This is a genomic window from Nocardia sp. NBC_01329 (assembly GCF_035956715.1).
In the GTDB taxonomy this organism is placed as follows: domain Bacteria; phylum Actinomycetota; class Actinomycetes; order Mycobacteriales; family Mycobacteriaceae; genus Nocardia.
The window spans coordinates 2,244,093-2,267,685 of record NZ_CP108381.1; the positions used below are offsets into that span (position 1 = coordinate 2,244,093).

Annotated in this window: 20 protein-coding genes; 16 read left to right on the forward strand and 4 right to left on the reverse strand. The window is 68.8% G+C overall.

The features are described from left to right. Positions 1 to 127 precede the first annotated feature (127 nt). From moxR1 to OG405_RS10565, 6 genes are all read left to right on the forward strand, one after another. The gene (gene moxR1, locus OG405_RS10540) at positions 128 to 1,288 is read left to right on the forward strand and encodes a chaperone MoxR1 (protein ID WP_327151437.1); all 1,161 of its coding nucleotides are present in this window, start codon (positions 128 to 130) and stop codon (positions 1,286 to 1,288) included. After that, positions 1,285 to 2,274, forward strand: a complete 990-nt coding sequence (locus OG405_RS10545) for a DUF58 domain-containing protein (RefSeq protein ID WP_327151438.1) — start codon at positions 1,285 to 1,287, stop codon at positions 2,272 to 2,274. Before moxR1 ends, OG405_RS10545 begins: the two co-directional genes overlap by 4 nt. After that, positions 2,271 to 3,272, forward strand: coding sequence for a VWA domain-containing protein (locus OG405_RS10550; protein WP_327151439.1), 1,002 nt, complete (start codon positions 2,271 to 2,273; stop codon positions 3,270 to 3,272). The genes OG405_RS10545 and OG405_RS10550 overlap by 4 nt, the downstream gene beginning before the upstream one ends. A 217-nt stretch (positions 3,273 to 3,489) precedes the next feature. Then, the gene (gene fabG1, locus OG405_RS10555) at positions 3,490 to 4,206 is read left to right on the forward strand and encodes a 3-oxoacyl-ACP reductase FabG1 (RefSeq protein WP_327151440.1); all 717 of its coding nucleotides are present in this window, start codon (positions 3,490 to 3,492) and stop codon (positions 4,204 to 4,206) included. 113 nt (positions 4,207 to 4,319) lie between these two features. Then, positions 4,320 to 5,153 (forward strand): NADH-dependent enoyl-ACP reductase InhA, encoded by an 834-nt coding sequence (gene inhA, locus OG405_RS10560; RefSeq protein WP_327151441.1) that lies wholly within the window; start codon positions 4,320 to 4,322, stop codon positions 5,151 to 5,153. A gap of 25 nt (positions 5,154 to 5,178) precedes the next feature. Beyond that, complete coding sequence (locus OG405_RS10565) at positions 5,179 to 6,237, forward strand: ferrochelatase (RefSeq protein WP_327151442.1); 1,059 nt, start codon at positions 5,179 to 5,181, stop codon at positions 6,235 to 6,237. Positions 6,238 to 6,269: 32 nt separating this feature from the next. On the opposite strand, the gene OG405_RS10570 is transcribed toward OG405_RS10565, so the two are convergent. Then, on the reverse strand, positions 6,270 to 7,052 hold the full coding sequence (locus tag OG405_RS10570) for a GTP-binding protein (protein ID WP_327151443.1): 783 nt from the start codon (positions 7,050 to 7,052) through the stop codon (positions 6,270 to 6,272). Between the two features lie 105 nt (positions 7,053 to 7,157). On the opposite strand from OG405_RS10570, the gene OG405_RS10575 reads away from it, so the two are divergent. Together OG405_RS10575 and OG405_RS10580 are read left to right on the forward strand one after the other, a co-directional pair. Beyond that, entirely contained in the window at positions 7,158 to 7,613 is a 456-nt protein-coding gene (locus OG405_RS10575; protein WP_327151444.1) for a Zn-ribbon domain-containing OB-fold protein, read from the forward strand. Next, positions 7,597 to 8,799, forward strand: coding sequence for a lipid-transfer protein (locus tag OG405_RS10580; protein WP_327151445.1), 1,203 nt, complete (start codon positions 7,597 to 7,599; stop codon positions 8,797 to 8,799). Before OG405_RS10575 ends, OG405_RS10580 begins: the two co-directional genes overlap by 17 nt. 157 nt (positions 8,800 to 8,956) lie before the next feature. Here the strand turns inward: OG405_RS10580 and OG405_RS10585 are convergent, their stop codons facing one another. Both OG405_RS10585 and OG405_RS10590 read right to left on the reverse strand, forming a co-directional pair. Then, positions 8,957 to 9,772 (reverse strand): hypothetical protein, encoded by an 816-nt coding sequence (locus OG405_RS10585; RefSeq protein ID WP_327151446.1) that lies wholly within the window; start codon positions 9,770 to 9,772, stop codon positions 8,957 to 8,959. A gap of 64 nt (positions 9,773 to 9,836) precedes the next feature. Then, entirely contained in the window at positions 9,837 to 10,664 is an 828-nt protein-coding gene (locus OG405_RS10590) for a DUF3097 domain-containing protein (protein ID WP_327151447.1), read from the reverse strand. A 101-nt stretch (positions 10,665 to 10,765) separates the two neighbouring features. Between OG405_RS10590 and OG405_RS10595 the strand changes: the two genes are divergently transcribed. The 5 genes from OG405_RS10595 (at position 10,766) to OG405_RS10615 (ending at position 17,261) form a co-directional block, all read left to right on the forward strand. Beyond that, entirely contained in the window at positions 10,766 to 11,197 is a 432-nt protein-coding gene (locus tag OG405_RS10595) for an NfeD family protein (protein WP_327151448.1), read from the forward strand. Next, positions 11,197 to 12,381 (forward strand): SPFH domain-containing protein, encoded by a 1,185-nt coding sequence (locus OG405_RS10600; RefSeq protein WP_327151449.1) that lies wholly within the window; start codon positions 11,197 to 11,199, stop codon positions 12,379 to 12,381. Before OG405_RS10595 ends, OG405_RS10600 begins: the two co-directional genes overlap by 1 nt. 124 nt (positions 12,382 to 12,505) lie before the next feature. Then, entirely contained in the window at positions 12,506 to 13,789 is a 1,284-nt protein-coding gene (locus OG405_RS10605; RefSeq protein ID WP_327151450.1) for an ABC transporter substrate-binding protein, read from the forward strand. Continuing rightward, positions 13,786 to 15,591 carry a hypothetical protein gene (locus OG405_RS10610; RefSeq protein WP_327151451.1) on the forward strand — a complete coding sequence of 602 codons (1,806 nt, stop codon included), beginning with the start codon at positions 13,786 to 13,788 and terminating at the stop codon, positions 15,589 to 15,591. The genes OG405_RS10605 and OG405_RS10610 overlap by 4 nt, the downstream gene beginning before the upstream one ends. Further along, positions 15,588 to 17,261, forward strand: a complete 1,674-nt coding sequence (locus OG405_RS10615; RefSeq protein ID WP_327151452.1) for a hypothetical protein — start codon at positions 15,588 to 15,590, stop codon at positions 17,259 to 17,261. The genes OG405_RS10610 and OG405_RS10615 overlap by 4 nt, the downstream gene beginning before the upstream one ends. Before the next feature lie 122 nt (positions 17,262 to 17,383). On the opposite strand, the gene OG405_RS10620 is transcribed toward OG405_RS10615, so the two are convergent. After that, positions 17,384 to 18,085, reverse strand: coding sequence for a TVP38/TMEM64 family protein (locus tag OG405_RS10620; RefSeq protein WP_442790690.1), 702 nt, complete (start codon positions 18,083 to 18,085; stop codon positions 17,384 to 17,386). Positions 18,086 to 18,361: 276 nt separating this feature from the next. On the opposite strand from OG405_RS10620, the gene OG405_RS10625 reads away from it, so the two are divergent. Genes OG405_RS10625 through meaB form a run of 3 tightly spaced genes read left to right on the forward strand, consistent with a single transcriptional unit; the run spans position 18,362 to position 23,510 of the window. Next, complete coding sequence (locus OG405_RS10625) at positions 18,362 to 20,236, forward strand: methylmalonyl-CoA mutase family protein (protein WP_327151453.1); 1,875 nt, start codon at positions 18,362 to 18,364, stop codon at positions 20,234 to 20,236. After that, the gene (scpA, locus tag OG405_RS10630; protein ID WP_327151454.1) at positions 20,236 to 22,521 is read left to right on the forward strand and encodes a methylmalonyl-CoA mutase; all 2,286 of its coding nucleotides are present in this window, start codon (positions 20,236 to 20,238) and stop codon (positions 22,519 to 22,521) included. The genes OG405_RS10625 and scpA overlap by 1 nt, the downstream gene beginning before the upstream one ends. Continuing rightward, positions 22,518 to 23,510, forward strand: coding sequence for a methylmalonyl Co-A mutase-associated GTPase MeaB (gene meaB, locus OG405_RS10635; RefSeq protein ID WP_327151455.1), 993 nt, complete (start codon positions 22,518 to 22,520; stop codon positions 23,508 to 23,510). The genes scpA and meaB overlap by 4 nt, the downstream gene beginning before the upstream one ends. Positions 23,511 to 23,593: the final 83 nt, after the last annotated feature.

Below are 23,593 nucleotides of genomic sequence, written 5' to 3' on the forward strand. Positions count from 1 at the left end.
GCACTCCAGGGCTCCGTGGGCATGCGAGCGCGTCGGTTTTGCGCCTATGGTGGAGCCGGTTACGGCATATACGGCCATCACCTGGAATAGTTGTGACAGCACGCACAGGACCAAGGCGAAAGCGGGGATGTTGGTGACTTCGACGGACGGTGTCAGCGGGGCAGATTTGGCGAAGGAACCGCCGACGCCTGCTTCGAGCGCTCTCGAGCGTGACGTCCAGACCCTGGAAAAGGCGATCTACGAGGTCAAGCGGGTCATCGTCGGGCAGGACAGGCTGGTCGAGCGACTGCTGGTCGGCGTACTGGCCAAGGGGCATGTTCTGCTCGAGGGCGTCCCGGGTATCGCCAAGACGCTCGCGGTGGAGACCTTCGCCAAGGTGGTGGGCGGTTCGTTCTCCCGCGTCCAGTTCACTCCCGACCTGGTCCCGACCGATCTCGTGGGTACCCGCATCTACCGGCAGGGCCGCGAGGAGTTCGATACCGAACTCGGTCCCGTGGTCGCGAACTTCGTCCTCGCCGACGAGATCAACCGCGCGCCGGCCAAGGTGCAGTCGGCGCTGCTGGAGGTGATGGCCGAACGGCATGTGTCGATCGGCGGTAAGACCTACCCGATGCCCGATCCGTTCCTGGTGATGGCCACCCAGAACCCGATCGAGAGCGAGGGTGTGTACCCGCTGCCGGAAGCGCAGCGCGACCGCTTCCTGTTCAAGGTCGTCGTCGACTACCCCTCGGTCGAGGAAGAGCGCGAGATCATCTACCGGATGGGCGTGACCCCGCCGGAGCCGCGCTCGATTCTGGAACCGACGGAACTGATCCGGCTCCAGAAAGTGGCCGCGAACACCTTCGTGCACCACGCGCTGGTCGACTACGTGGTCCGGGTCATCTCCGCGACCCGCGTTCCGGCCGAATTCGGTATGCACGATGTGGCGAATTGGGTGTCCTACGGCGCCTCGCCCCGTGCCAGCCTCGGCATCATCGCCGCCGCCCGCGCCGTGGCATTGATCCGCGGCCGCGACTATGTGGTCCCGCAGGACGTCGTCGAGGTCATCCCCGATGTGCTGCGGCACCGGCTCGTCCTGTCCTACGATGCGCTCGCCGACGAGGTCAGCCCGGAGGATGTGGTCCAGCGGGTGCTGCAGACCGTCGGTCTCCCGCAGGTCGCGCCGCAGGCCGTGGCGCCCGGCGGCGCCCCGCCCGCCGCGGAGAACGGCAACCGGCCGCCCGCGCCGCCGCAGCAGGCTCCGGCGCCCCAGGTACCGCAGACCGCCGGCACGAACCAGCCCCAGTGACCCGGCCGCCGGACCCCCGCGCCCGAGAGACCGTTCCCGACCCTCACGCACCGCCGTCGTTTCGTTCCGGTGAGCTGACCGACCCGCATCTGACGGCTGCCCTGAAAACCCTCGAGATCACCGTGCGCCGCCGTCTCGACGGCGTTCTGCACGGCGATCACCTCGGCCTCATCCCCGGTCCCGGCTCGGAGCCGGGGGAGGCACGCGCTTATCAGCCCGGCGACGATGTGCGGCAGATGGACTGGTCGGTCACCGCCCGGACCACCCATCCGCATGTGCGGCAGATGATCGCCGACCGCGAACTGGAGACCTGGATGGTGGTGGACCTGTCCGCCAGCCTGGACTTCGGTACCGCCGCCTGCCAGAAACGTGATCTGGCGGTGGCCGCGGCGGCCGCGATCACCCATCTGACGATGGGCGGCGGAAATCGGGTAGGCGCCGTGGTCGCGACCGGTGAGCAGATGCAGCGGATTCCCGCCCGCAGCGGCCGGGTGCACGCGCAGTCGCTGCTACGCAGCATCGCCACCACGCCGCATCCGCGCGACGGGGTGCGCGGGGATCTGCGCGGCGCCATCGAATCGTTGCGCCGCCCCCAGCGCAAACGCGGCCTCGCGGTCGTCATCAGCGATTTCCTGGGTGATATCGATTGGCAGCGGTCCTTGCGGGCCATCTCCGCGCGCCACGATCTACTGGCCGTCGAGGTGCTCGACCCGCGCGACAGCGCATTACCGGATATCGGTGACGTGGTCCTGCACGATCCGGAGACCGGACGGACGCGCGAGTTCACCGTCACCCCGCAATTGCGCGCCGATTACGCGGCGGCCGCGCAGCGGCATCGGGACGAAGTCGAGCAGACCCTGCGCGGTTGCGGCGCCCCGGTGCTCACCCTGCAGACCGACCGGGACTGGATCGCCGACGTGGTCCGGTTCGTCTCCACCCGGCGCCACAGCCTCGGCGCCTCGACCCCACGGGTGCCACGCCAGTGAGTATTTCGAATTTCACCGCACCGATCTGGCTCGGATTTCTTGCTGTCATACTCTTGCTCGCACTCGGGTACCTGCTGGTGCAGCGCAGCAAGCATCGCCACATGCTGCGGTTCAGCAATATGGAGCAACTCGAGAAGGTCGCTCCCAACCGGCCCAGTTTCTGGCGCCATGTGCCCATGGCGCTCGTGATCGTCGGGCTGGTGTTCTCCACCCTCGGCGCGGCCGGACCGACCGCGGAGAAGAAGGTGCCCCGCAACCGGGCGACCGTGGTACTGGTCATGGACGTCTCGTTGTCCATGGAGGCCACCGATGTGGCACCGAACCGTCTGCAGGTCGCCCAGGAGGCGGCCAAGAACTTCGCCGACGGGCTCACCCCCGGGATCAACCTGGGACTGGTGACCTACGCGGGCACCGCATCGGTATTGGTCTCACCGACCACAGACCGGGGCTCGGTGAAGGCCGCCATAGACAACATCAAGCTCGCCGAGCGGACGGCCACCGGCGAGGGAATTCTCACCGCCCTGCAGTCCGTGGAGACCCTCGCCTCGGTACTGGGTGGTTCGGAGACCCCGCCGCCGGCGCGGATCGTGCTGATGTCCGACGGTAAACAGACCGTGCCCGATTTCGAGGACGTGGACAATCCGCGGCACGAGTTCGTGGCCGCGCGGCTGGCGAAGACCAAGAAGATCCCGGTCTCCACGATCTCGTTCGGCACCAAAGGCGGTGTGGTCGAGATCCCGCGCGAGGACGGCGGTACGGACCAGGTCGATGTACCGGTGGACGACGATGCGATGCAGGAGATCGCGCAGTTGTCCGGTGGTGAGTTCTATACCGCCTCCAGCCTGCAGGAACTCTCCAGCGTCTACGACACCCTGGAGGAACAGATCGGCTACGAGGTGACCAGGGGCGACGCCAGCCGTCCGTGGTTTCTGCTCGGCCTGCTGGCCACGGTGACCGGAGTGGTGCTGGCGCTGTTCCTGCGCCAGCGGCTGCCCTGATCCGTACGCCCGGTCTCCGGCTGTCGCGCGGTGGTGCACAGCCGCCGCGGTGACTGCCGCCGAGACCGGTCAGAGGCTCATCCGGGGCCGGGTTCGATTGCCGAACCCGGCCCCGGATTCTTTTGTGCGGCTTGTCCGTGACCCACAATCGAAGCGGGTGAATATCGGTGGACGTCCCATGGCGGGAGTGGTGAGGGCGCCAGGTAGGTTTGTCCCCATGTCGAACTTCACAGCACGCTCGGTTCTGGTGACCGGCGGTAACCGCGGGATCGGGCTCGCGGTGGCGCAGCGTCTGCACGCCGACGGCCACAAGGTGGCCGTGACCCATCGCGGTTCGGGTGCCCCCGAGGGTCTGCTCGGGGTGAAATGCGATGTCACCGACACCGACTCGGTGGACCGGGCGTTCGCCGAGGTGGAAGCCCAGCAGGGTCCGGTGGAGGTGCTGGTCGCCAACGCCGGTATCACTGACGACACCCTGCTCATGCGGATGAGCGAAGAGCAGTTCACCAAGGTGGTCGACGCCAACCTGGCCGGCGCTTTCCGGTGCGCCAAGCGGGCCAACCGCGCGATGCTGCGAGCCCGGTGGGGCCGGATGATCTTCCTCGGCTCGGTCGTGGGTATGGCCGGTCAGGCCGGGCAGATCAACTACGCTGCCTCGAAGGCCGGTGTCATCGGCCTGGCGCGTTCCATCACCCGCGAGCTCGGTTCACGTTCGATCACCGCCAACGTCGTGGCCCCCGGTTTCATCGAGACCGATATGACCAAGGACCTCCCCGAGGATATGCGGGATATGGCGAAGAAGTTCATCCCGCTGCAGCGACTCGGCCGGGCCGAGGACGTGGCGGCGGTGGTCAGCTTCCTCGCTTCACCGGATTCGGCCTATGTCTCGGGTGCGGTGATCCCGGTCGACGGCGGTATGGGTATGGGGCACTGACCGGCCCGCAGTTCTTCAGTATTTGATCGAAAGCCGCGCCGACGTGCGCGAGGTCGGCACGGCGACCGAGCGCGGCGAGACACGACACCACACTCAGGGAGAACCGAGAACTCATGGGCGGATTGCTCGAAGGCAAGACGATCCTCGTCACCGGCATCATCACCGATGCCTCCATCGCGTTCCACGCGGCGGCGATCGCGCAGAAGGAAGGGGCCACGGTGATCATCACCGGCCTCACCGAGCGGTTGCGGCTGATCGACCGGATCGCCAAGCGGCTGCCCGAGGAGGTGCCGCCGGCCATCGGGCTCGACGTAACCAATGACGAGGACCTGCGCAAACTGCCCGATGAGATCCGGCGGCTCGCACCCGAGGGCATCGACGGTGTGCTGCATTCGATCGCTTTCGCCCCCAAAACCCTCATGGGCCCCGATGCGCTGCCGTTCCTGGACGCTCCCAGCGCGGATGCGGCGAAATCGTTCGAGATCTCGGCGTGGAGCTACGCCGCGCTGGCGCGCGCGGTGCTGCCTGTGATGAACGAGCGCGGTTCGATCGTCGGAATGGATTTCGATCCCCGGACGGCCATGCCGTTCTACAACTGGATGGGTGTGGCCAAGGCCGCGCTGGAATCGGTCAACCGATATGTGGCGCGTGAGGTGGGCTACGCGAAGAAGATCCGGTCCAATGTGATCGCCGCGGGCCCGGTCAAGACGCTCGCCGCCAAGGCGATCGCCGGCACCGCCACCGATGACGCGAAACAGCTCAAGCAGCTGGACACCTACTGGGACGGCGCCTCGCCGATCGGCTGGGACGGCGGCGCCGAGGTGGTCGGCAGATCGATCGTCGCGCTGCTGTCGGACTGGCTGCCCGCGACCACCGGTTCGATCATCTACGTCGACGGCGGTGCCAGCCACAACACGTGGTTCCCCGAGAACATGCCGCTGGACTGACGGAATCGACCGAGGAGGAGACATCGTGGCCCGCGTGGCCGACGCACTGCTGCTGCTGTCCTTCGGCGGGCCGGAGGGACCCGACGATGTGCTGCCGTTCCTGGAGAACGTGACCCGCGGGCGCGGTGTCCCGCCGGAGCGGCTCGCCGAGGTCGCGCAACACTATCTGCACTTCGGTGGGGTATCCCCGATCAACGCCCTCAACCGCGACATCATCGCCGCGGTGCAACGGGAGTTGTCGGCGACCGGGCCGGAATTGCCGGTGTACTTCGGCAACCGCAACTGGCATCCGATGGTGGAGGACACCCTGGCCCGGATGACCGCGGACGGGGTGCGCTCGGCGCTCGTTTTCCCGACCTCGGCCTGGGGTGGATACTCCGGCTGCCGCCAGTACGACGAGGACATCGTCCGGGCCCGCGCGGCCGTCGGGTCGGGCGCCCCGGAACTGGTGAAACTGCGGCAGTACTTCGATCATCCGCTGCTCGTCGCCGCCTTCGCCGACGGGATACGCGCGGCGCGGGCCACCTTGCCCGCCGAGCACCGGAAGATCGCCAGGTTGGTCTTCACAGCGCATTCGGTACCGGTGAGCGCCGACGTCGCGGCCGGTCCGCCGGCCGATGGTGGACGGCTCTACAGCCGCCAGGTCGCCGAAACCGCCCGGTTGTGCGCCGCCGCAACCGGTTTCGACGATTACGATGTAGTCTGGCAGTCCCGCTCGGGTCCGCCGCATATCCCGTGGCTGGAACCGGATATCGTCGATCATCTGGAAGTGCTGGCGGACAAGGGATTCGAGTCCGTGATCATCTGCCCGGTCGGATTCGTCTCCGATCACCTCGAGGTGATCTGGGATCTGGACAACGAGGCCGCCGAGAAGGCTGCCGAACTCGGGCTTTCCTTCGCACGGGCGGCGACGCCCGGCACCGATCCACGGTTCGCCGAGATGGTGGTGGAGTTGATCGGGGAGCACCTCCGCGACGTGACACCGCGTCGGCTCGGTGCGGTGCCGGGCTACGGATGGACGACCGACGGCGCTCCTTGCGCGGTCGACTGTTGTGCGCCGCCCCGGCGCCCCGCCGGTCGGTGACCGGCCGAAGTCGTGCCTCCCGGCAATACCGGTCAGTAGTCGAGAGCGTGCTCGGGTTGGCAGACGAGCATGGGCGACGGCAGATAGCGGACGATGGCGTCCAGGAGCGTAGCGGTATCGTCGCTGCCCCGGGCCGCGTCGCACAGCACCGGCACCGCCTCACCGAGGCGGGTGACGGAGCGGATGTAGTCGTGCAGCTGTGCGGGCGGGATCTTTCGGGTCCCGAGGTCGGCGTCGGAATCCTCGCTGTCCAGCTCCGCTACCGCAGCCGTGAGATCGCGATACCACTGCTCGGCGACTTTCCACCGAGGTCCGTAGAATTCGGCGGCCATCGGTTCGAGCGCCCACATCGGAACCAGATCGAGGACGCCTTCGAACCCGGGGCCGATACCGAGGGGAAGGTGCAGCGTCAGCGGTCGCGCCCCCCGCGCGTCGGCGATCGCGCGGAGGCAGCGGTCGAAGTCGGCGCCGGGATGGTCGAGTCCGATGACCAGACACAGCCTGGCGACCTGATGGTCGTCGGCCACCCGTAGGATCGTCTCGAGTCGCGGGGCGTTCGCGACGGCGGCGTTCAGGATCACGATCACTCCGTCGGCGACCCGGATGGCTCGTTCCAGGTCCGCGATAGGGGCGTAGCTCGACAGCTCGGCGACGCGAATCGTGTGATCGACACGGCCAACCCGGTGGAGCGCGGCGGCTGCGCCGGTCCCGGCGCAGCCGCGGAACAGGCGCCGGACTACCCCCGTCGTCTCGGCGGGTTCTCCGGCGATTGTGACGTTTCGGATCGACTGCGGGTCGACGCCTCTGATGCCCATCGCGCTTCACGGTACCGCTGCCGATACATCGGCGCAGGCGAATTCCGCTCGAAAATGGAACGTGTTCCTATCCCAGAATAGAACGTGTTCCTATAGTGTCGGATTGTGCAGAAGGAACAACGCCCGGCGGTATCGGACTGGTTCACCGCGGACGACGGCACGCCGCGTCTCGTGGGAAGTCGCTGCGAGGTGTGCGGCACACCGTATTTCCCGCGGAACACACTGGCCTGCCGCAACCCGCAGTGCGCAAGTCCGAAGGACGGCTCGGAACTCGCCGAATACCTGTTCTCCACACAGGGCCGCATCTGGTCCTACGCGGACGCCCGGTACAAACCGCCCCCGCCCTATGTCTCAACCGATCCGTTCGAGCCGTATGTCGTCGCGGCGGTGGAGCTCGACGTCGAGCAGATGGTGATTCTCGGCCAGGTCGTGCGCGGCCTCACGGTCGACGACCTGGCCGTCGGGATGCCGGTAGAACTCACCCTCGGTGTGCTGTACACGGACGAGGAAGCCGATCACACGGTGTGGATGTGGAGGCCGGTCGATGACCGACAGGAATGATCGCGATATCGCCGTCCTCGGTGCGGGCATGCACCAGTGGGGAAAATGGGGACGTAATTTCGTCGAATACGGACTGGTCGCAGCCCGCGCGGCCCTGGCGGACGCCGGTGTGGACCACCGCGACGTCGGCTACATCGCCGGCGCGGACACGATCCGCAACGGATACCCCGGTTTCGTATCCGGGGCGACGTTCGCCCAGGCGCTGGGCTGGTCGGGCGCGCGGATCTCGAGCAGCTACGCCGCCTGCGCGTCCGGTGCCCAGGCCATCGCCAACGCCCGCGCCCAGATCCTGGCCGGGTTGACCGATGTGGCGCTGGTGATCGGTGCGGACGCCGCCCCCAAAGGCTTCTTCCAGCCGGTCGGCGGTGAACGCCGCGACGATCCGGACTGGTTGCGCTTCCACCTGCTCGGCGCCACCAACCCCATCTATTTCGCGTTGTACGCCCGGCGCCGGATGGCGCTGCACGGCGCTACGCTCGAGGACTTCGCCGCGGTGAAGGTGAAGAACGCCAAGCACGGACTCAACAATCCGTACGCCCGGTACCGCAAGGAGGTCGCGGCCGAGGAGGTCGCGGCCTCGGCCATCGTCGCGGACCCGCTGCGACTGCTCGACATCTGCGCCACCAGTGACGGCGGCGCGGCACTGGTCCTGACCTCGGTGGAGTATGCCCGCCGCCGCGGCATCAGCGACCCGGTCCGTATCCGGGCGCTGTCGACGGTTACGCCCACATTCCCGAAAACAGTGCTCGACCTGCCGGACTTCGCGACAGATTCGGCGGTGGCCGTCGAACCCCCACCGCATACGTTCCGGTCCGCGATCGCGCATGCCGCGTACGAGGAAGCCGGACTCGGGCCCTCGGACCTGTCCTTCGCGGAGGTCTACGATCTCTCCACCGCGCTGGAGTTGGACTGGTACGAGGACATCGGACTCTGCGAGACGGGCGGTGCCGAGGAACTGTTGCGCAGCGGCGCCACGACGCTGGGTGGACGCGTGCCGGTGAACCCCAGCGGCGGGCTGGCCTGCTTCGGTGAGGCGATCCCCGCGCAGGCGATCGCTCAGGTCTGCGAGCTCACCTGGCAATTACGCGGACAAGCCGACGACCGCCAGGTGGAAAACGCCCGGGCCGGTATCGCGGTCAATCAGGGTCTCTTCGGCCACGGCTCGGCGATCATCGCCGCCCGCTGAATCCGGGCTCTCCCGGTCGCGAGACCGCGCGGCCGGGGTCGGGCGAGGCGCGCCGAGTGCTCGGCCGGCCCGCGGTGGATGTCACGCGAAGTCGGTACTCCGGCCGAGTGATACGGCGACGCCCTGCCGGATCAGCGGCGCCGCACCTGCGCCGGGATCAGCGGGATTGTGGTGCGGCGGTGTGCACCGCGACGAGGCGCGCCGCGCGAATAGCGTCCCACAGGGGACGCAGTAGGGTCTCGTGTTCGGTGGCGGCGCTGGCCGAGGTCGGCGCGGAAGCGGGTTCGCGCTGCGCCACCGTGAGGATCGCCGCCACGTGATCGGCCGAATCGAGGATCCGCTTGGCGCGCAACGGGACGTATTCGGGGTAGGTGTGCCGGGAGTAGTCGGCCAGTTCGGCCTCGATGAGTTCGCGGGGGTCGGCGTCCCCGCCGCCGAGGCCCGTGGTGTGCAGGCGCATGAGCGCGTCGGCCGCGTCCCGGACTGCTTCGCGCATCGCGTATTCGGCTTCCCCGAGTGACATATCGGGCCCGGCGGTGCGTGGCATCGGCACGCTGTAGACGGTCCACTGCAGTGTGTTCTCGTCCACCTCGGACGGGATGAGCCCGGTACCTTCGGCATCCGGGACCCCCAGCAGGATTCCCTCCCCGGATTCCACCGCGTCCGCGGCGAACGCGGTGCCCATCGGCAGGCCGCGGACATCGCCGGGTACCGGCAGCACCAGGCGCAGTTCCGCGTCGGGGACGGCCAGTTCCTCGCGAATCAGCTTGAGCAGCGGCATGACTCCGGTGCTGCCCGGGTTCGCGTGTGCCGACCACGGCAGATCGGTGCGGCCGCCGGTGACCGGGTCCCCGGCCGCGAGAGTATGGCGCGGCGCCCAGGCATGCAGCGCCCCGAGCACGTCGTCGGGCGCGCTGCTACCCGCGAGCCACGATCCGGCCCACAGTGTGAGGGTGGCACTGGGAGAGCACATAATCATCGAGCATAAAGGGTGTCGGCAAGCGGCGGGCAGCCTCTGCGCACGCCGTTTCCGGCGGTTAGAATAGTTCGCCCGGTTCGGTCACGAAGTCGATGAGACGTTCCACCGCACCGAGGAGCGGTGCCTCCAGATCACGGAACGAGTTCACCGCCGAATAGACCCGGCGCCAGCCCTCCTGCGGCGTCCCCCAACCGAGCCGCCGGCACACCCCCGTCTTCCAGTCCTCCCCGCGCGGCACCCGCGGCCATTCCGGGATACCGAGCACCGCCGGTTTGACCGCCTCCCAGACGTCGATGTACGGGTGCCCGGTGACCAGGACGAATTCGCCGAGCCCGGTGGTGAGCTGGGTCTCCTTGGATCCGGTGACCAGATGGTCGACCAATACGCCGACCTTCTTCCCGGGGCCGGGACCGAATTCGGTCAGCCGGGCGGCGAGGTTGTCGAGGCCCTCCAGATGTTCGACCACCACCCCCTCGACCCTCAGGTCGTGACCCCAGACCCGCTCCACCAGTGCCGCGTCGTGCACACCCTCTACCCAGATCCGGCTGGGCGCGGCGACTTTCGCGCGCTGCCCCTCGACCCGGGTGGACCCCGACGCGGAGCGGACGGATCGGGTGGCGGCGGGTGTTCTCGGCCGCACCAGAGTGACCGGCTCACCGTCGATCAGGAACGCCGCCTCTCGCAGGGCGAACAGGCGTACCGCGCCGCGCGCGTCCTCGAGTTTCACGAAATCGCCGTCGTGGCTCCGGTCGAATCCGACCACGGCCCCACAGAACCCGCTCGCGGCGTCCTCGACAACAAGGCCCGGATCGGCGTCCACTTGGGCGACGGTGCGCCGGGCAGTGCGCGGGTGGCCGGAGAAGATATCAGCGTATCGATCGCTCACCGGGCCGAACGTAGCGCACTCGCCACCCCCGGCGCTCCTCCGGTGACGGGGTGTCGCCCGTCCGGCCCCGGGATGTGCGGTATCGCACTAAGGTGGGCTGTGTGGCCGCAATTGTCTGGTTGGTTGCCGGGATACTGTTGGCGGCAGCCGAGATGTTCGTCGGTGAACTGACTCTGCTGATGCTCGGTTCCGCCGCGCTCCTCACCGCCGGGGTGAGCTTCCTCGCCGACACGACGCCCGTTGTGGACGCGGTGGTGTTCGCGGTGTCGGCGGTGGTACTGCTGGTGGGTGTGCGTCCTGTTCTGTTGCGCCGCTTCGGGACTCCACCGCCCACCTTGACCAACGCGGACGCGCTCCCCGGTAAGACCGCTCGGGTACTGGAGCCGGTGGGCGAGCACGGCGGCCTGGTGAAGCTGGGCGGCGAGGTGTGGACCGCACGTGCCCTGGACCCGGGTGAGGAGTACCCGGAGGGCGCGACCGTGTACGTGATGAAGATCGACGGCGCGACCGCCGTTGTCTGGAAAGGGCCGTAATGGCTGCACTGATAGTCGTCCTGGCACTGGTACTGCTGGTGGCGGTAGTGGTGTTCAAATCGATCGCGTTGGTACCGCAGGCCGAGGCGGCGGTGATCGAACGGCTGGGCCGGTACTCCCGGACGGCCTCGGGACAGCTGACCTTCCTTGTCCCGTTCGTCGATCGGATCCGCGCCAAGGTCGATCTCCGGGAACGGGTGGTCTCCTTCCCGCCCCAGCCGGTGATCACCCAGGACAATCTGACCCTGCAGATCGACTCGGTGGTGTACTTCCAGGTGATGCAGCCGCAGGCGGCGGTCTACGAGATCTCCAACTACATCGCCGCGGTCGAACAGCTCACCGTCACCACCCTGCGCAATGTGGTCGGTGGAATGACCCTCGAGGAGACACTGACCTCCCGCGACCAGATCAACAATCAGCTGCGTGGGGTGCTCGACGAAGCCACCGGCCGCTGGGGTCTGCGGGTGGCGCGGGTCGAGCTCAAGTCCATCGATCCGCCGCCGTCGATCCAGGAATCGATGGAGAAGCAGATGAAGGCGGACCGGGAGAAGCGGGCCATGATCCTCACCGCCGAGGGCACCCGGGAATCGCAGATCAAAACCGCGGAAGGCGCGAAGCAGGCGCAGATCCTGTCGGCGGAGGGTGCCAAACAGTCTGCGATCCTGTCAGCCGAGGGTGAGCGGCAGAGCCGGATCCTGCGCGCCCAGGGCGAACGGGCCGCCTCGTATCTGCAGGCGCAGGGACAGGCCAAGGCCATCGAGAAGGTGTTCGCCGCGATCAAATCCGGGAAACCGACCCCCGAACTGCTGGCCTACCAGTACATGCAGACTCTGCCCCTGGTGGCGCGCGGCGACGCGAACAAGGTGTGGCTGGTGCCCAGCGATTTCGGCAAGGCGCTGGAGGGTTTCGCGAAGAATTTCGCGACCCAGGGCGAGGACGGCGTTTTCCGGTACGAGCCGCCCACCGATGCGGAGGTTCCCGGAAAACCGGACGACGATTCCGACGAAGTGGCCGACTGGTTCGATACGAGTACCGACCCGGCGGTGGAGCGGGCGGTCCGTGCGGCCGAGTCGGTGGCCCGCACACCGGTGGACACCGCCGCGCCTGTCACCACCACCAAACCGGATCGGTCCGGTACACCTGCGGCGCTGCCGCAGCAACCTGTGCAGCAGCCGGGACAGTAGTTCCGCGCGCCGGTCGCCGCCTCTTATAGGGGACGGTCACCGGCGGGTTCGCCGAACCACACGCGTCCGGTCGCCGCCTGGGCCATAATCGGAACCCACTGCCGGACAAGCGCATCGGGGGATCGTGGGGACACGTCGTGCCGTATTGGGGGCGGCCGCGCTGGCGCCGCTGCTGGCGGCCTGCTCACCGGATGTGCTGCTCGGCGATCGGGACGTGGTGCGGATCGCGGTCGCCTGGGGTGGCCTGGAGCTGTCGGCGTTCCGGTCGGTCCTCGATACCGCGGGACTGCCGGAGCCGGTCGAAGTGGTGCCGCTCGGCGACGAGATCGGGACCGCGCTCACTGCCCGCGGCCGGTCGGCCCCGGATATCGTCATGCTGCCGCAGGCCGGGCAGCTCCGGGATCTGGCCGCTGCCGGTCGATTGCGGGAGGTGCCCGCGGACCTGTGGACCGGCCCGGACGGGTCACACTACGGTGACCAGTGGCGGCGGCTGTGTCAGGACGGCGGTCACCTCTACGGAGTGCCGTTCAAAGCCAGCGGTAAATCCCTGATCTGGTACGACCGCGACGGGTTCACCGATTCCGGGCTGGGCGATCCGGCCGCGTGGACGGTCGGCGATTGGCTCGCCGGTGTCCGCGAAGCCGCGGGCTCGTCGCGGCGGCTGCTCGCGCTCGGGGCCGCCGACGGCTGGGTGCTGACCGACCTCTTCGAGAACCTGCTGCTCGCCGAATCTCCGGCGGTGTATCGCGCGCTGGGTGACGGGGGCCGCAACTGGGACGTCCCGGCGGTGCGCCACACCCTCACCCGGTTGGGCGGCTTCTGGGGTATCCGCGACGGGCTGCCGGGCGGGGTGGGGACCGCGCTGACCGAACAGTTCGCCGATGCCGTGCGCGATGTCTTCGAACACCGGCGAGCGCTGGCCGTCGCGGCACCGGATTTCGCCGAGCCGGTGGTGCGCGACGCGCTGCGGCGTTCGGGCCGGACCGAGGAGGCGGCGGTGGTGGTGCCCTTCCCGAGGACAGAGCCGGGCGGGGAGCATCCGCGGATCGTGGGCGGTGATGTCATGGTCCTGACCCGTTCGGCGGGGCCCCGGGCGGAAGCGGTGGTGGCCGCGCTGGCGGCCGAGCAGGCGCCGGTGCCCTGGATCGAGCGGGTCGGTGGGTTCCTCGGGCCCAATGTGAACACCCGCGCCCGGTATTCGCGCTGGTCGGCGGCCACGGCCGCCACTCTGGCCGACTGGCCGGATTTCGATCTGTCCGACCGGATCGGCGCGGTCGGCGGACGCGACGGTTTGTGGCGGGTGCTCACCGAATTCCTGATCACTGTCGGCGATACCGGTGGTGATGTGAGTGCCGCTGCCGATACCGCTGTCGCGACCCTGAGCCGGTTCGAAAGAGGATGGAGATGAGTACGACACCAACAGGATTCGAAGCGCACGGCCTGCGGGTGGAGCTGCCGGTCGGGCCGCTGCGTGGGGCGCTGGTGCCCGGTCGGCCGCCGCAGCGCGGAGTCACCCTGATGGCGTGTCTGCCGGCTCTGCTGCTGCTGGCCCTGCTGCTCGTACCCACCGCCGGGACGGTCGTTCTGGCCCTGCGTACCCGGTTGTGGCCGGTGGTGGCCTGTGCGGTCGCGGCTGTAGCGTTCGTGGCCGCCGTGGAAACCGCCCGCCGCGGCGCGCAGCGACAGTTGTGGGCGGCTCCGGTGCTGGTCGGGACGGTTGCCGTCGCGGCGCTGTGCTGGTCGGACGAATCGTACGCGCGCAGCCTGTGCTGGATGGCGTTCGCGGCCGCGTTGCTGGTGGTGGCGATGCTGCTGGCCTGGTGGACCCGGCGCAGCCGGGGGTTGTGGTTGCCGCTGATCGTGCCGTTCGGCATCTCGGCACTGGTCTCGGGTGTCGCGTTCCGCTTGATCTTCCAATACACCGGCACCCGACTGGGATTCAACGGTTTTCCCGGATACCGGGCCTGGTTCGTGGTGATGCTCGGTTCGGCGTTCCTGTGGACCTGGCTCGGTTTCCTGATCGGTGTGTTCCGCGCGGGTATCCGAGCGCTCGAACGCGATCCGGTCCGATGGACCCGGCTGCGGGAGAAGTCCGGGATCACGCTGGTGTGGCGACTGTTCACCTTGCAGCGACCGATAGTGCTGGTGGCCGGGCTCGTGGTGGGGGTGGCGGCGGCCCGGGTGTTCGACGTGGTGCTCATCGGAGTGCCGGGTTCGGTTCAGTACCAGGTGGACAGTGCCACCGTGTCGTGGTGGCGGCTGGCGACCGATTCCGCGACCGCCGGGGATGCGGCCGCATACGCGCTTCCGCTGGCCGTCCTCCTCGGTGCGGCGGCCTGGGCGCTGCAGACCGACCTCCGGGACCGCGGTACCGGATATCCGTCCGCCGAGCATCCCGGCGACGGTGCTCCCGCCGCGTCGGGCGGCCGCGCGGTGACCGAGTGGGCCCGGGGCGCGGTGATCGGGGCGATATCGGTGGCCGCGGTGATCCCACTGGTGGTGCTCGGGGTCGTGGCGCTGCGCGGACCGGACGGCTGGTCGATGGCCGCATTCGCCGATGTCTGGCGGGACCGGTGGCTGTTGCACTCCGTCGAAGCGACGTTCTGGGTGGCGGTATTGGCGACGGTCATCGTGGTGGCCGCCGCCGCGCCCCTGGCCTACCGGATCGCGGTCGCGCCCGCCGGATGGGTGACGCGCGCGATCGTGACCGCGCTCGTGGTTCTCGCGGTACTACCGGTTCAGGCATATCTGGGTCCGCTCGACATCTTCATCGACGACCACGGTCTCTCCGGGACCCGGGTGCCGCTCGTTCTGGTGCACGCGGCGGCGGGGCTACCGATCGCGGTGCTGATTCTGCGCGGCGCGGTGGCCGTACCGCCGGGTAGCCCGGCGGCCGACGCGTTACGCGGGCTGGCGGCCCCGGGCACGATCAGCCGCCGGTTGCTCGATTCGGCGGGTCCGTCCCTGGTCGCGGTGGCGGTAATCCAATTCGTTCAGGTGTGGAACGATTTCATCGTCGGATTGCTGATCAGTGGGGCGGGTGCCTCACCGTGGTCGCTGCTGCTGTGGGGCGAGGCGCGGCAGTTCGGCGAGAACGCCGCTCAGCTGGCGGCCGGTTCGTTGATCGCGGCGCTGCTACCGGTCGCTCTGGTACTGGCGACCTGGCGGCGCTGGATCGTGCCGGGTCTCACCGGTGGGGTGCTGCGATGAGAGAAACTCTGCCGCGCGCCTCGGTGGTCTCCGGGGTGCTCAGTGGTCTGTCGGTACTGGCCTCGGCTCTGCTGTTGGAGCTGGGCCGGAACCTGGTGATGAACTCGTTCGGCGACAGCGCCGAGGTGCAATTGCTCGCCTCCGGCCTGCGCTGGCTGGCGGTGCTCATCGTCGCATCGGCTGTGCTCTACACCGGCTACCGGCTGACCGCCGAACAGCGCGATCGGCGCCGACTGCTGCGACGTCGCACCCTGCTCGCCGACCTGGACGGGCCGCCTCTCGCCGGGACGCCCCTGGCACGACCATCGCCGCCACCGCCCGAGGACGATCCCCGGATCGACGGAAATCCGGTGGCCGCCGCGCTGTCCGAACTGCCGGTCGCCGAGTACGACGCCGCTACCGTGCATGCGATCCTCACCGCCGTGGGTATGGAATCGGCGCTGGGACCGCGATCGGGCTCCTCGCCGAGCGGCGGCCCGCCGATCGGGCCGGGGGAGCAGTGGACCGCGAGCGGCCTGCTGACCCGACTGATCTCGGCCGGAGTGCTGGTCTGCCACGAGCCTCAGCGTTACCGGCTCGCGCTGCGTCCCGAATCACGGGATCGGGACGCGGTGATCGCCGGCGCGGTGTGGCAGGCGGCCCTGTTCGCGCTGTTGAGCCACCGTGCGGACCGTGCCACGAGCTGGGCTGTCGGGGTGAACACCGTGCCGTTCGGGCCACGGGCCCGGCGCTGGTTCACGGTGGAGGAGCCCGGGCTGCGGATGCTGGTGCACGAGTGCTGCCGCGGCGATTTCGCGGCTGCCGTTCCCCCGGCCACCGCCGCCCAACTGGTCCGAATCGGTGATGCTCTCGATATCTGGTACGCCGTCGATCCGGCCGGTGGCAGCGAAACTCGTGCGGTGGCAGCGGACCTGGCGGCACTCGGCCCGGCGGTACTCGGTGGCCACCACCGGGCGGTCCTGCTGCGTTCGGGTGGGCTGGGGCCGCCACCGCCACCGCGGCGGCGCCTGTGGTGGCGGCAGGCCACCGGGGTGGGCGCCCGCGCCGAACACGCCGCCGGCCTGGCCCTGCTCGAATCGGGCGCCACCGCCGATACCCTGTCCGCCGCGGTCGATCGGCTGCGGTCGGCCTGGTGGCGGCTACCGCGCGACGATCGGGCGAACCAGGTGCGAGTGCTCACCGACCTCGCCGTGGCACATATTTATCAGGGCCGACTGGACGCTGCCCAGGACCGGCTGGAACTGGCGGCACTGCGTGCCGCCGCCGACGAGGACGCCGACGGGTGGGCGCGGGTGTACGAGATCGCCGGCGCGGTCGCCTGGGCCCGCGGCGAACCGCGCGGCGCCCTGCGCTGCTGGCAGCGCGCACTGACCACCTACCGAGACCTCGCCGATGCCAAGGGAATCGGGCGCTGCCTGCAACACGTCGGGGCCGCTGTGCTGGTGGCACCCGAGCACGGTGACCTGGTTCTGGACGGCGATTCCGCATCCGATGTCAGCGAAGTACTGCGCCGTGCGCACAGCTGGCTGGCCGAAGCCGGCCGGCGCAACCGGCAGGCGGCCCACGCAGGTTTCTACGCCGGGCAGGCCGCGACGATCCGCGGGGTGGCCGAATCACCCGATTTCGATCGCTGGCCGGCGGAGGCGCGCGACGAGACCGATCAGCCCTGAGCTGCTGCCGGTGTGGAAAGCACCCGGTACACCCGGCAGGTCGGCTGTACGTCGCCGTCGTCGGGATCTCCGGTTCCGGTGCGGCGATCTCCGCGCCGGCCTGCGCTATCGGTCAGCAACGATCATGGCGTGGCGTTGTGCTCCGGAATACGGGATCCGTCGAGGACGGGGATCGGCGCTTCGACCGCGGGCTTCCACCGCTGATCGATCAGCAGTCCCAGCAGGCCCGCGGCGATACAGGCGATCGAGACCGCCACCATTGCCGGATGAGTACCTCCGGTCAGTGCATCGGCCAGGATCACGGTGGCGGCGGTACCGGGCAGGATGCCGATCGCCGTAGCGGCCACATAAGGCCAGAACCGGATCGAGGACAGTGCACAGGAGTAGTTCACCACCGAGAACGGTGCGAAGGCGATCAACCGGAGCGCGCCGACGGCGAGCCAGCCCCGCCGGTGCAGGCGCTCGTCCACCATTTGCACGGCGGGATGGTCCAGGTACACGCCGACACGGTCCCGTCCGTAGGCACGGACCAGGAGAAACGCGGCGGCAGCGCTGAGTACGGAAGCGCCGAGTGCCACCGCCAGCCCCAGCGCGGGGCCGAACAGCAGGCCCGAGGCCACCGTGAACACGGTGCGTGGGACAGGGGCGATGGTGATGACGGTGTGCGCGACGAAGAACAGTATCGGAAAATAGGGCCCGGCCTCCCCGGCCCACTCCTGGATCTGTGCCGGGCTGGGCAGCGGGGTCAGCAATGCGGCCGCGCAGACGAGCGCGGCACCGCACAGAAAGAGGATCACCCGCCGATCGCGGAGCATTCGGGGCACCGGCCGAGGCTACCGGTCGGCCGCCGGGCGCTGTCCGAACGGTCCCGGGTCGGCGGGACCGGACCCGGTGGTCGGGCAGGGGGCGAGCCGATCGGGAATGCGAGGTTACTCGCTGGTAGTGGTGGCCACGGACAATGCCGTACGGGCATCCCGCTAGCATCGGAGGGGCGGGCTGAATGCTCGTTAACCAAAGTATTCGCTGAGCTGGGCGGATGCCAAGGTACCCGCGCACACCAGTGGTGCGCTTGTACTGGAACGACAATGAGGGAACAGGGTATGCCGATTGCTGCAGAGCCCGCGGCCGGAGCTGATCCGTCCTCGTCCGCGGTGCCCGAATATCCCGCCTGGCGCAAGGGTGTGGCGGGAGTGCTGGCCAAGACCCGCAAGGCCGATGCGGCCGAACTCGGTGCGGAACCCGAAAAGCTTCTGAACCAGTCCACCTACGACGGACTGAGTATCGCACCGCTGTACACACGTCGGGATGAACTGCCCGAGCAGCCGCTGCCCGGTGCCTACCCGTTCGTCCGGGGCGGCGACGCCACCCGCGATGTCCATCGCGGCTGGTTCGTCAGCGCCCGGATCGCCGCCGGCGACGCGGCCACCGCCAACCGGGAGATCACCGTCGGCCTGGAGAACGGGCTGAGCGCCGTAGAACTCGGAATCGGCGCGCACGGCGTACCGGTGGGTGAGATCGGCGCCGCGCTCGATGGTCTGCTGTTCGAACTGGCGCCGCTGACCCTGCGGGCCGGGACACGGACCGCCGCCGCGGCCGCGGCCGTGTACGAGATGCTCGACCGGTATTCGGCGCCCGACCGTGCCGCGATCCGTGTCTCCCTCGGCGCGGCCCCCCTCACCAGTGCATTCGCCGGCGCCGACGATCTGGGTCTCGCCGAGACAGCGGCCTTGGCCGTCGCGGCGGGTCGGCGTCCGGAGACCGTGCGAGCCATCACCGTGGACGGCACTGTCCACCACGACGCCGGTGCCTCCGACGCCCAGGAACTGGGTGCGGCCGTCGCCGCCGGGCTGGAATACCTGCGCGTGCTGTCCGGGGAGATGCCGGTCCCCGAGGCGCTGCGCCAGCTGGAGTTCCGGTTCGCCGCCACCGACGACCAGTTCGCCACCCTCGCCAAGTTCCGGGCCGGCCGGCGTCTGTGGGCGCGGGTCGCCCATGCGCTGGGCGCGCCGTCGGAGGGCGCGGCCCCGCAGCATGCGGTGACCTCGGCGGCCATGATGAGCCGCCGGGACCCCTGGGTGAACCTGCTGCGCACCACCCTGGCGGCTTTCGGCGCCGGGGTGGGCGGTGCCGATACCGTCACCGTACTGCCCTTCGATTCCGCGCTGCCCGCCGGTGAACTCGGTGTCTCGGCGTCGTTCTCGGAGCGGATGGCCCGCAACACTCAGCTGCTGCTGCTCGAGGAATCCCATCTCGGGCATGTGCACGATCCGGGCGCGGGCTCCTGGTATGTCGAGCGGTACACCGACGACCTGGCCACCGCCGCATGGGAATTCATGCAGGAGATCGAAGCCGCCGGTGGCTACCGGTCGGCGCTGGACTCCGGTCTGCTGGCCACCCGGATCGGTGAGACGAACACCCGGCGGGAGGGCGATATCGCCCATCGCCGGACCGCGGTCACCGGGGTGAACGAATTTCCGAACCTCGCCGAGACGCCGCTGTCGGAGGCCGCCCGCACGGCCGGGCCCGGGCAGCGGTACGGCGCCCCGTTCGAAGCGCTGCGCGACCGCTCGGATGCCTACCTGGCGGCACACGGCACTCGTCCGCAGGCCCTGCTGGTGCCGCTGGGCACGGTCGCCGAGCACAATGTGCGGGTCACCTTCATCGCCAACCTGCTGGCCTCCGGTGGGATCGAATCCATCAATCCGGGACCGCTCGCCGAGGGCGATATCGCCGCGGCGGCAAAGGAAAGCGGAGCATCGATCGCGGTGCTCTGCGGTACCGACGCTCGCTACGGCACCGATGCGGCCGCGGCAGTGGAACAACTGCGGGGTGCCGGAGTCGGAACCGTACTGCTGGCCGGACCGGAGAAGGTGCTGGCCGGTATCGAGGAGGCTCGGCGTCCGGACGGGTTCCTGGCGGCTCGGATCGACGCGGTCGCCGCCCTGACCGCCCTGCTGGAGAAGGTGGGAGCCTGATGACGACACAGCGAATAGCGCAGGAGATCGGCAGTTTCGCCGAGATTCCCCTCACTGAACCGGGTTTCACACCGGACAACGCCGACGAGAGCGCCCGCGACGCGTTCGTGCGGCAGGCGGCTGCCGCGAACGGCTACGCGCCCGAACAGTTGGTGTGGTCGACGCCGGAGGGTATCGATGTCGTGCCGGTGTTCACCAAGGCCGATCGTGACGGCGTCGCCGAAGCGGGTTTCCCGCTCGACAGCGTCCCCGGTGTCGCGCCGTTCGTGCGCGGTCCGTACCCGACGATGTATGTGAACCAGCCGTGGACCGTCCGCCAGTACGCGGGTTTCTCCACGGCGGCGGATTCCAATGCCTTCTACCGGCGCAATCTGCAGGCCGGGCAGAAGGGGTTGTCGGTGGCGTTCGACCTCGCGACCCACCGCGGCTACGACTCCGACCATCCGCGGGTGCAGGGCGATGTCGGTATGGCCGGTGTCGCCATCGATTCCATTCTGGATATGCGCCAGCTCTTCGATCAGATACCGCTGGATCAGGTCAGCGTGTCGATGACCATGAACGGCGCGGTGCTGCCGATCCTGGCGCTGTACGTGGTGGCCGCCGAAGAGCAGGGCGTCACGCCCGAACAGCTGGCCGGAACCATTCAGAACGATATTCTGAAAGAGTTCATGGTCCGCAACACCTACATCTATCCGCCGAAGCCCTCGATGCGGATCATCTCCGATATCTTCGCCTACACCAGCGCGAAGATGCCGAAGTTCAACTCCATTTCCATCTCCGGCTACCACATCCAGGAAGCCGGGGCGACCGCCGATCTCGAACTCGCCTACACCCTCGCCGACGGCGTGGAGTATCTGCGGGCCGGGATCGACGCCGGCATGGAGATCGACAAGTTCGCGCCGCGGCTGTCGTTCTTCTGGGCCATCGGGATGAATTTCTTCATGGAGGTCGCCAAACTCCGTGCGGGCCGGCTGTTGTGGAGCGAACTGGTCGCGAAGTTCGATCCGAAGAATCCGAAATCACTGTCGCTGCGGACCCATTCGCAGACCTCGGGCTGGTCGCTGACCGCGCAGGACGCCTACAACAATGTGGCCCGCACCTGTATCGAGGCGATGGCGGCGACCCAAGGGCACACCCAGTCACTGCATACCAACGCCCTGGACGAGGCGCTCGCGCTACCGACCGATTTCTCGGCCCGCATCGCGCGCAACACCCAGCTGCTCATCCAGCAGGAATCCAACACCACGCGGCCGATCGACCCGTGGGGCGGTTCGTATTACGTCGAATGGCTGACCCATCAGCTCGCCGAACGGGCCCGGGCGCATATCGCGGAGGTCGAGGCGCACGGCGGGATGGCGCAGGCGATCGGTGAGGGTATTCCGAAGCTGCGCATCGAGGAGGCCGCCGCCCGGACCCAGGCGCGGATCGATACCGGCCAGCAGCCGGTGATCGGCGTCAACAAGTACCAGGTCGCCGAGGATCACGAGGTCGAGGTCCTCAAGGTCGAGAACTCCCGGGTGCGGGCCGAGCAGCTCGAGAAGCTGCGGCGGCTGCGGGCCGACCGTGACCAGGACGCGGTGGACCGGGCGCTGGGTGAGCTCAGCCGTGCCGCCGCCTCGGCCGAGGGCGGGATGGAGAACAACCTGCTGGCCCTGGCGATCGACGCGGCGCGGGCGAAGGCGACCGTCGGCGAGATCTCGGACGCGCTGGAGAAGATCTACGGCCGCCACCAGGCCGAGATCCGTACCCTGTCCGGTGTGTATCGCGACGAGGCCGGGAAGGTCACCAACATCACCACCGCCGGGGCTCTGGTGGAGGAGTTCGCCGAGGCCGAAGGACGGCGCCCCCGTATCCTGGTCGCGAAAATGGGTCAGGACGGTCACGACCGCGGCCAGAAGGTGATCGCGACGGCCTTCGCCGATCTCGGATTCGATGTGGATGTGGGCCCGCTGTTCCAGACCCCCGAGGAGGTGGCCCGCCAGGCGGCGGACAACGACGTGCACGTCGTCGGTGTGTCCTCGCTGGCCGCCGGTCATCTCACGCTGGTGCCCGCGCTGCGGCAGGCTCTGGCCGATGTCGGCCGGCCCGACATCATGGTCATCGTCGGCGGGGTCATTCCGCCCGGCGACTTCGACGAGCTGTACGAGGCGGGGGCGGCGGCGATCTTCCCGCCGGGCACCGTGATCGCGGACGCGGCGATCGATCTGCTGCGCAAGCTCGGTGCCGCGCTTGGGCACGAACTCGGTTCCGGTGATTCCGAATCCGGGGTCGAAGCCCAGGGATGAGCACACGTGTAGTCGACGTGGAGGCCCTCGCGCAGGCGGTTCGCTCCGGTGAGCGGTCCGCCCTCGCGCGGGCGATCACGCTGGTGGAGTCCACCCGCTCCGACCACCGGGACCAGGCTCAGCAGCTGCTGCTGCGGCTGGCCCCGGAAACTGGTGCGGCACTGTCGAACCGGGTGGGGATCACCGGGGTACCCGGGGTGGGGAAGTCGACCTTCATCGATGCCCTGGGTATGCAGCTGATCGGCCGGGGGCACCGGGTCGCCGTCTTGGCGGTCGATCCGTCGTCCACCCGTACGGGCGGGTCGATCCTCGGGGACAAGACCCGGATGGCCCGGCTGTCGGTGGAGGCGAACGCCTTCATCCGCCCGTCGCCGACGGCGGGCACGCTCGGCGGGGTGGCGAAGGCGACCCGCGAGACCATTGTGCTGCTCGAGGCGGCCGGATATGACGTGATCCTGGTGGAGACCGTCGGTGTGGGGCAGTCGGAGGTGACGGTCGCGAATATGGTCGACGTCTTCTGCTTCCTCACCCTGGCCCGTACCGGTGACCAGTTGCAGGGCATCAAGAAGGGTGTCCTGGAACTGGCCGATCTGGTCGCGGTGAACAAGGCCGACGGTAGACACGAGATCGAGGCGAAGTCGGCGGCGCGGGAATTGGCGGGGGCGCTGCGCTTGATCCATCCGCACGATGCGCTGTGGCGTCCGCCGGTGCTGACCATGAGCGGATTGGAGGGTATCGGTCTCGAGCAGTTCTGGCAGACCGTACTGGACCACCGCCGGGTTCTCACCGACGCCGGGGAGTTCGCCGAGAAACGGCGCCGGCAACAGGTCGACTGGACCTGGACCATGGTGCACGATCAGCTGCTGCGCCGTCTCGCCGAGAATCCGAAGGTGAAGGCGCTGCGCGGTGAGGTGGAGCGTGCGGTCCGGGACGGCACACTGACCGCTGCCCTGGCCGCCGAGAAGCTGCTGGACGCTTTCGACAGCTGAAAAAGAAACGCGAGACCCGCTTCGCGCTGAGCCTCGCCACCATTCGACTCTCCATCGAAAAGAGCTGGGACGCGGTCACCGTC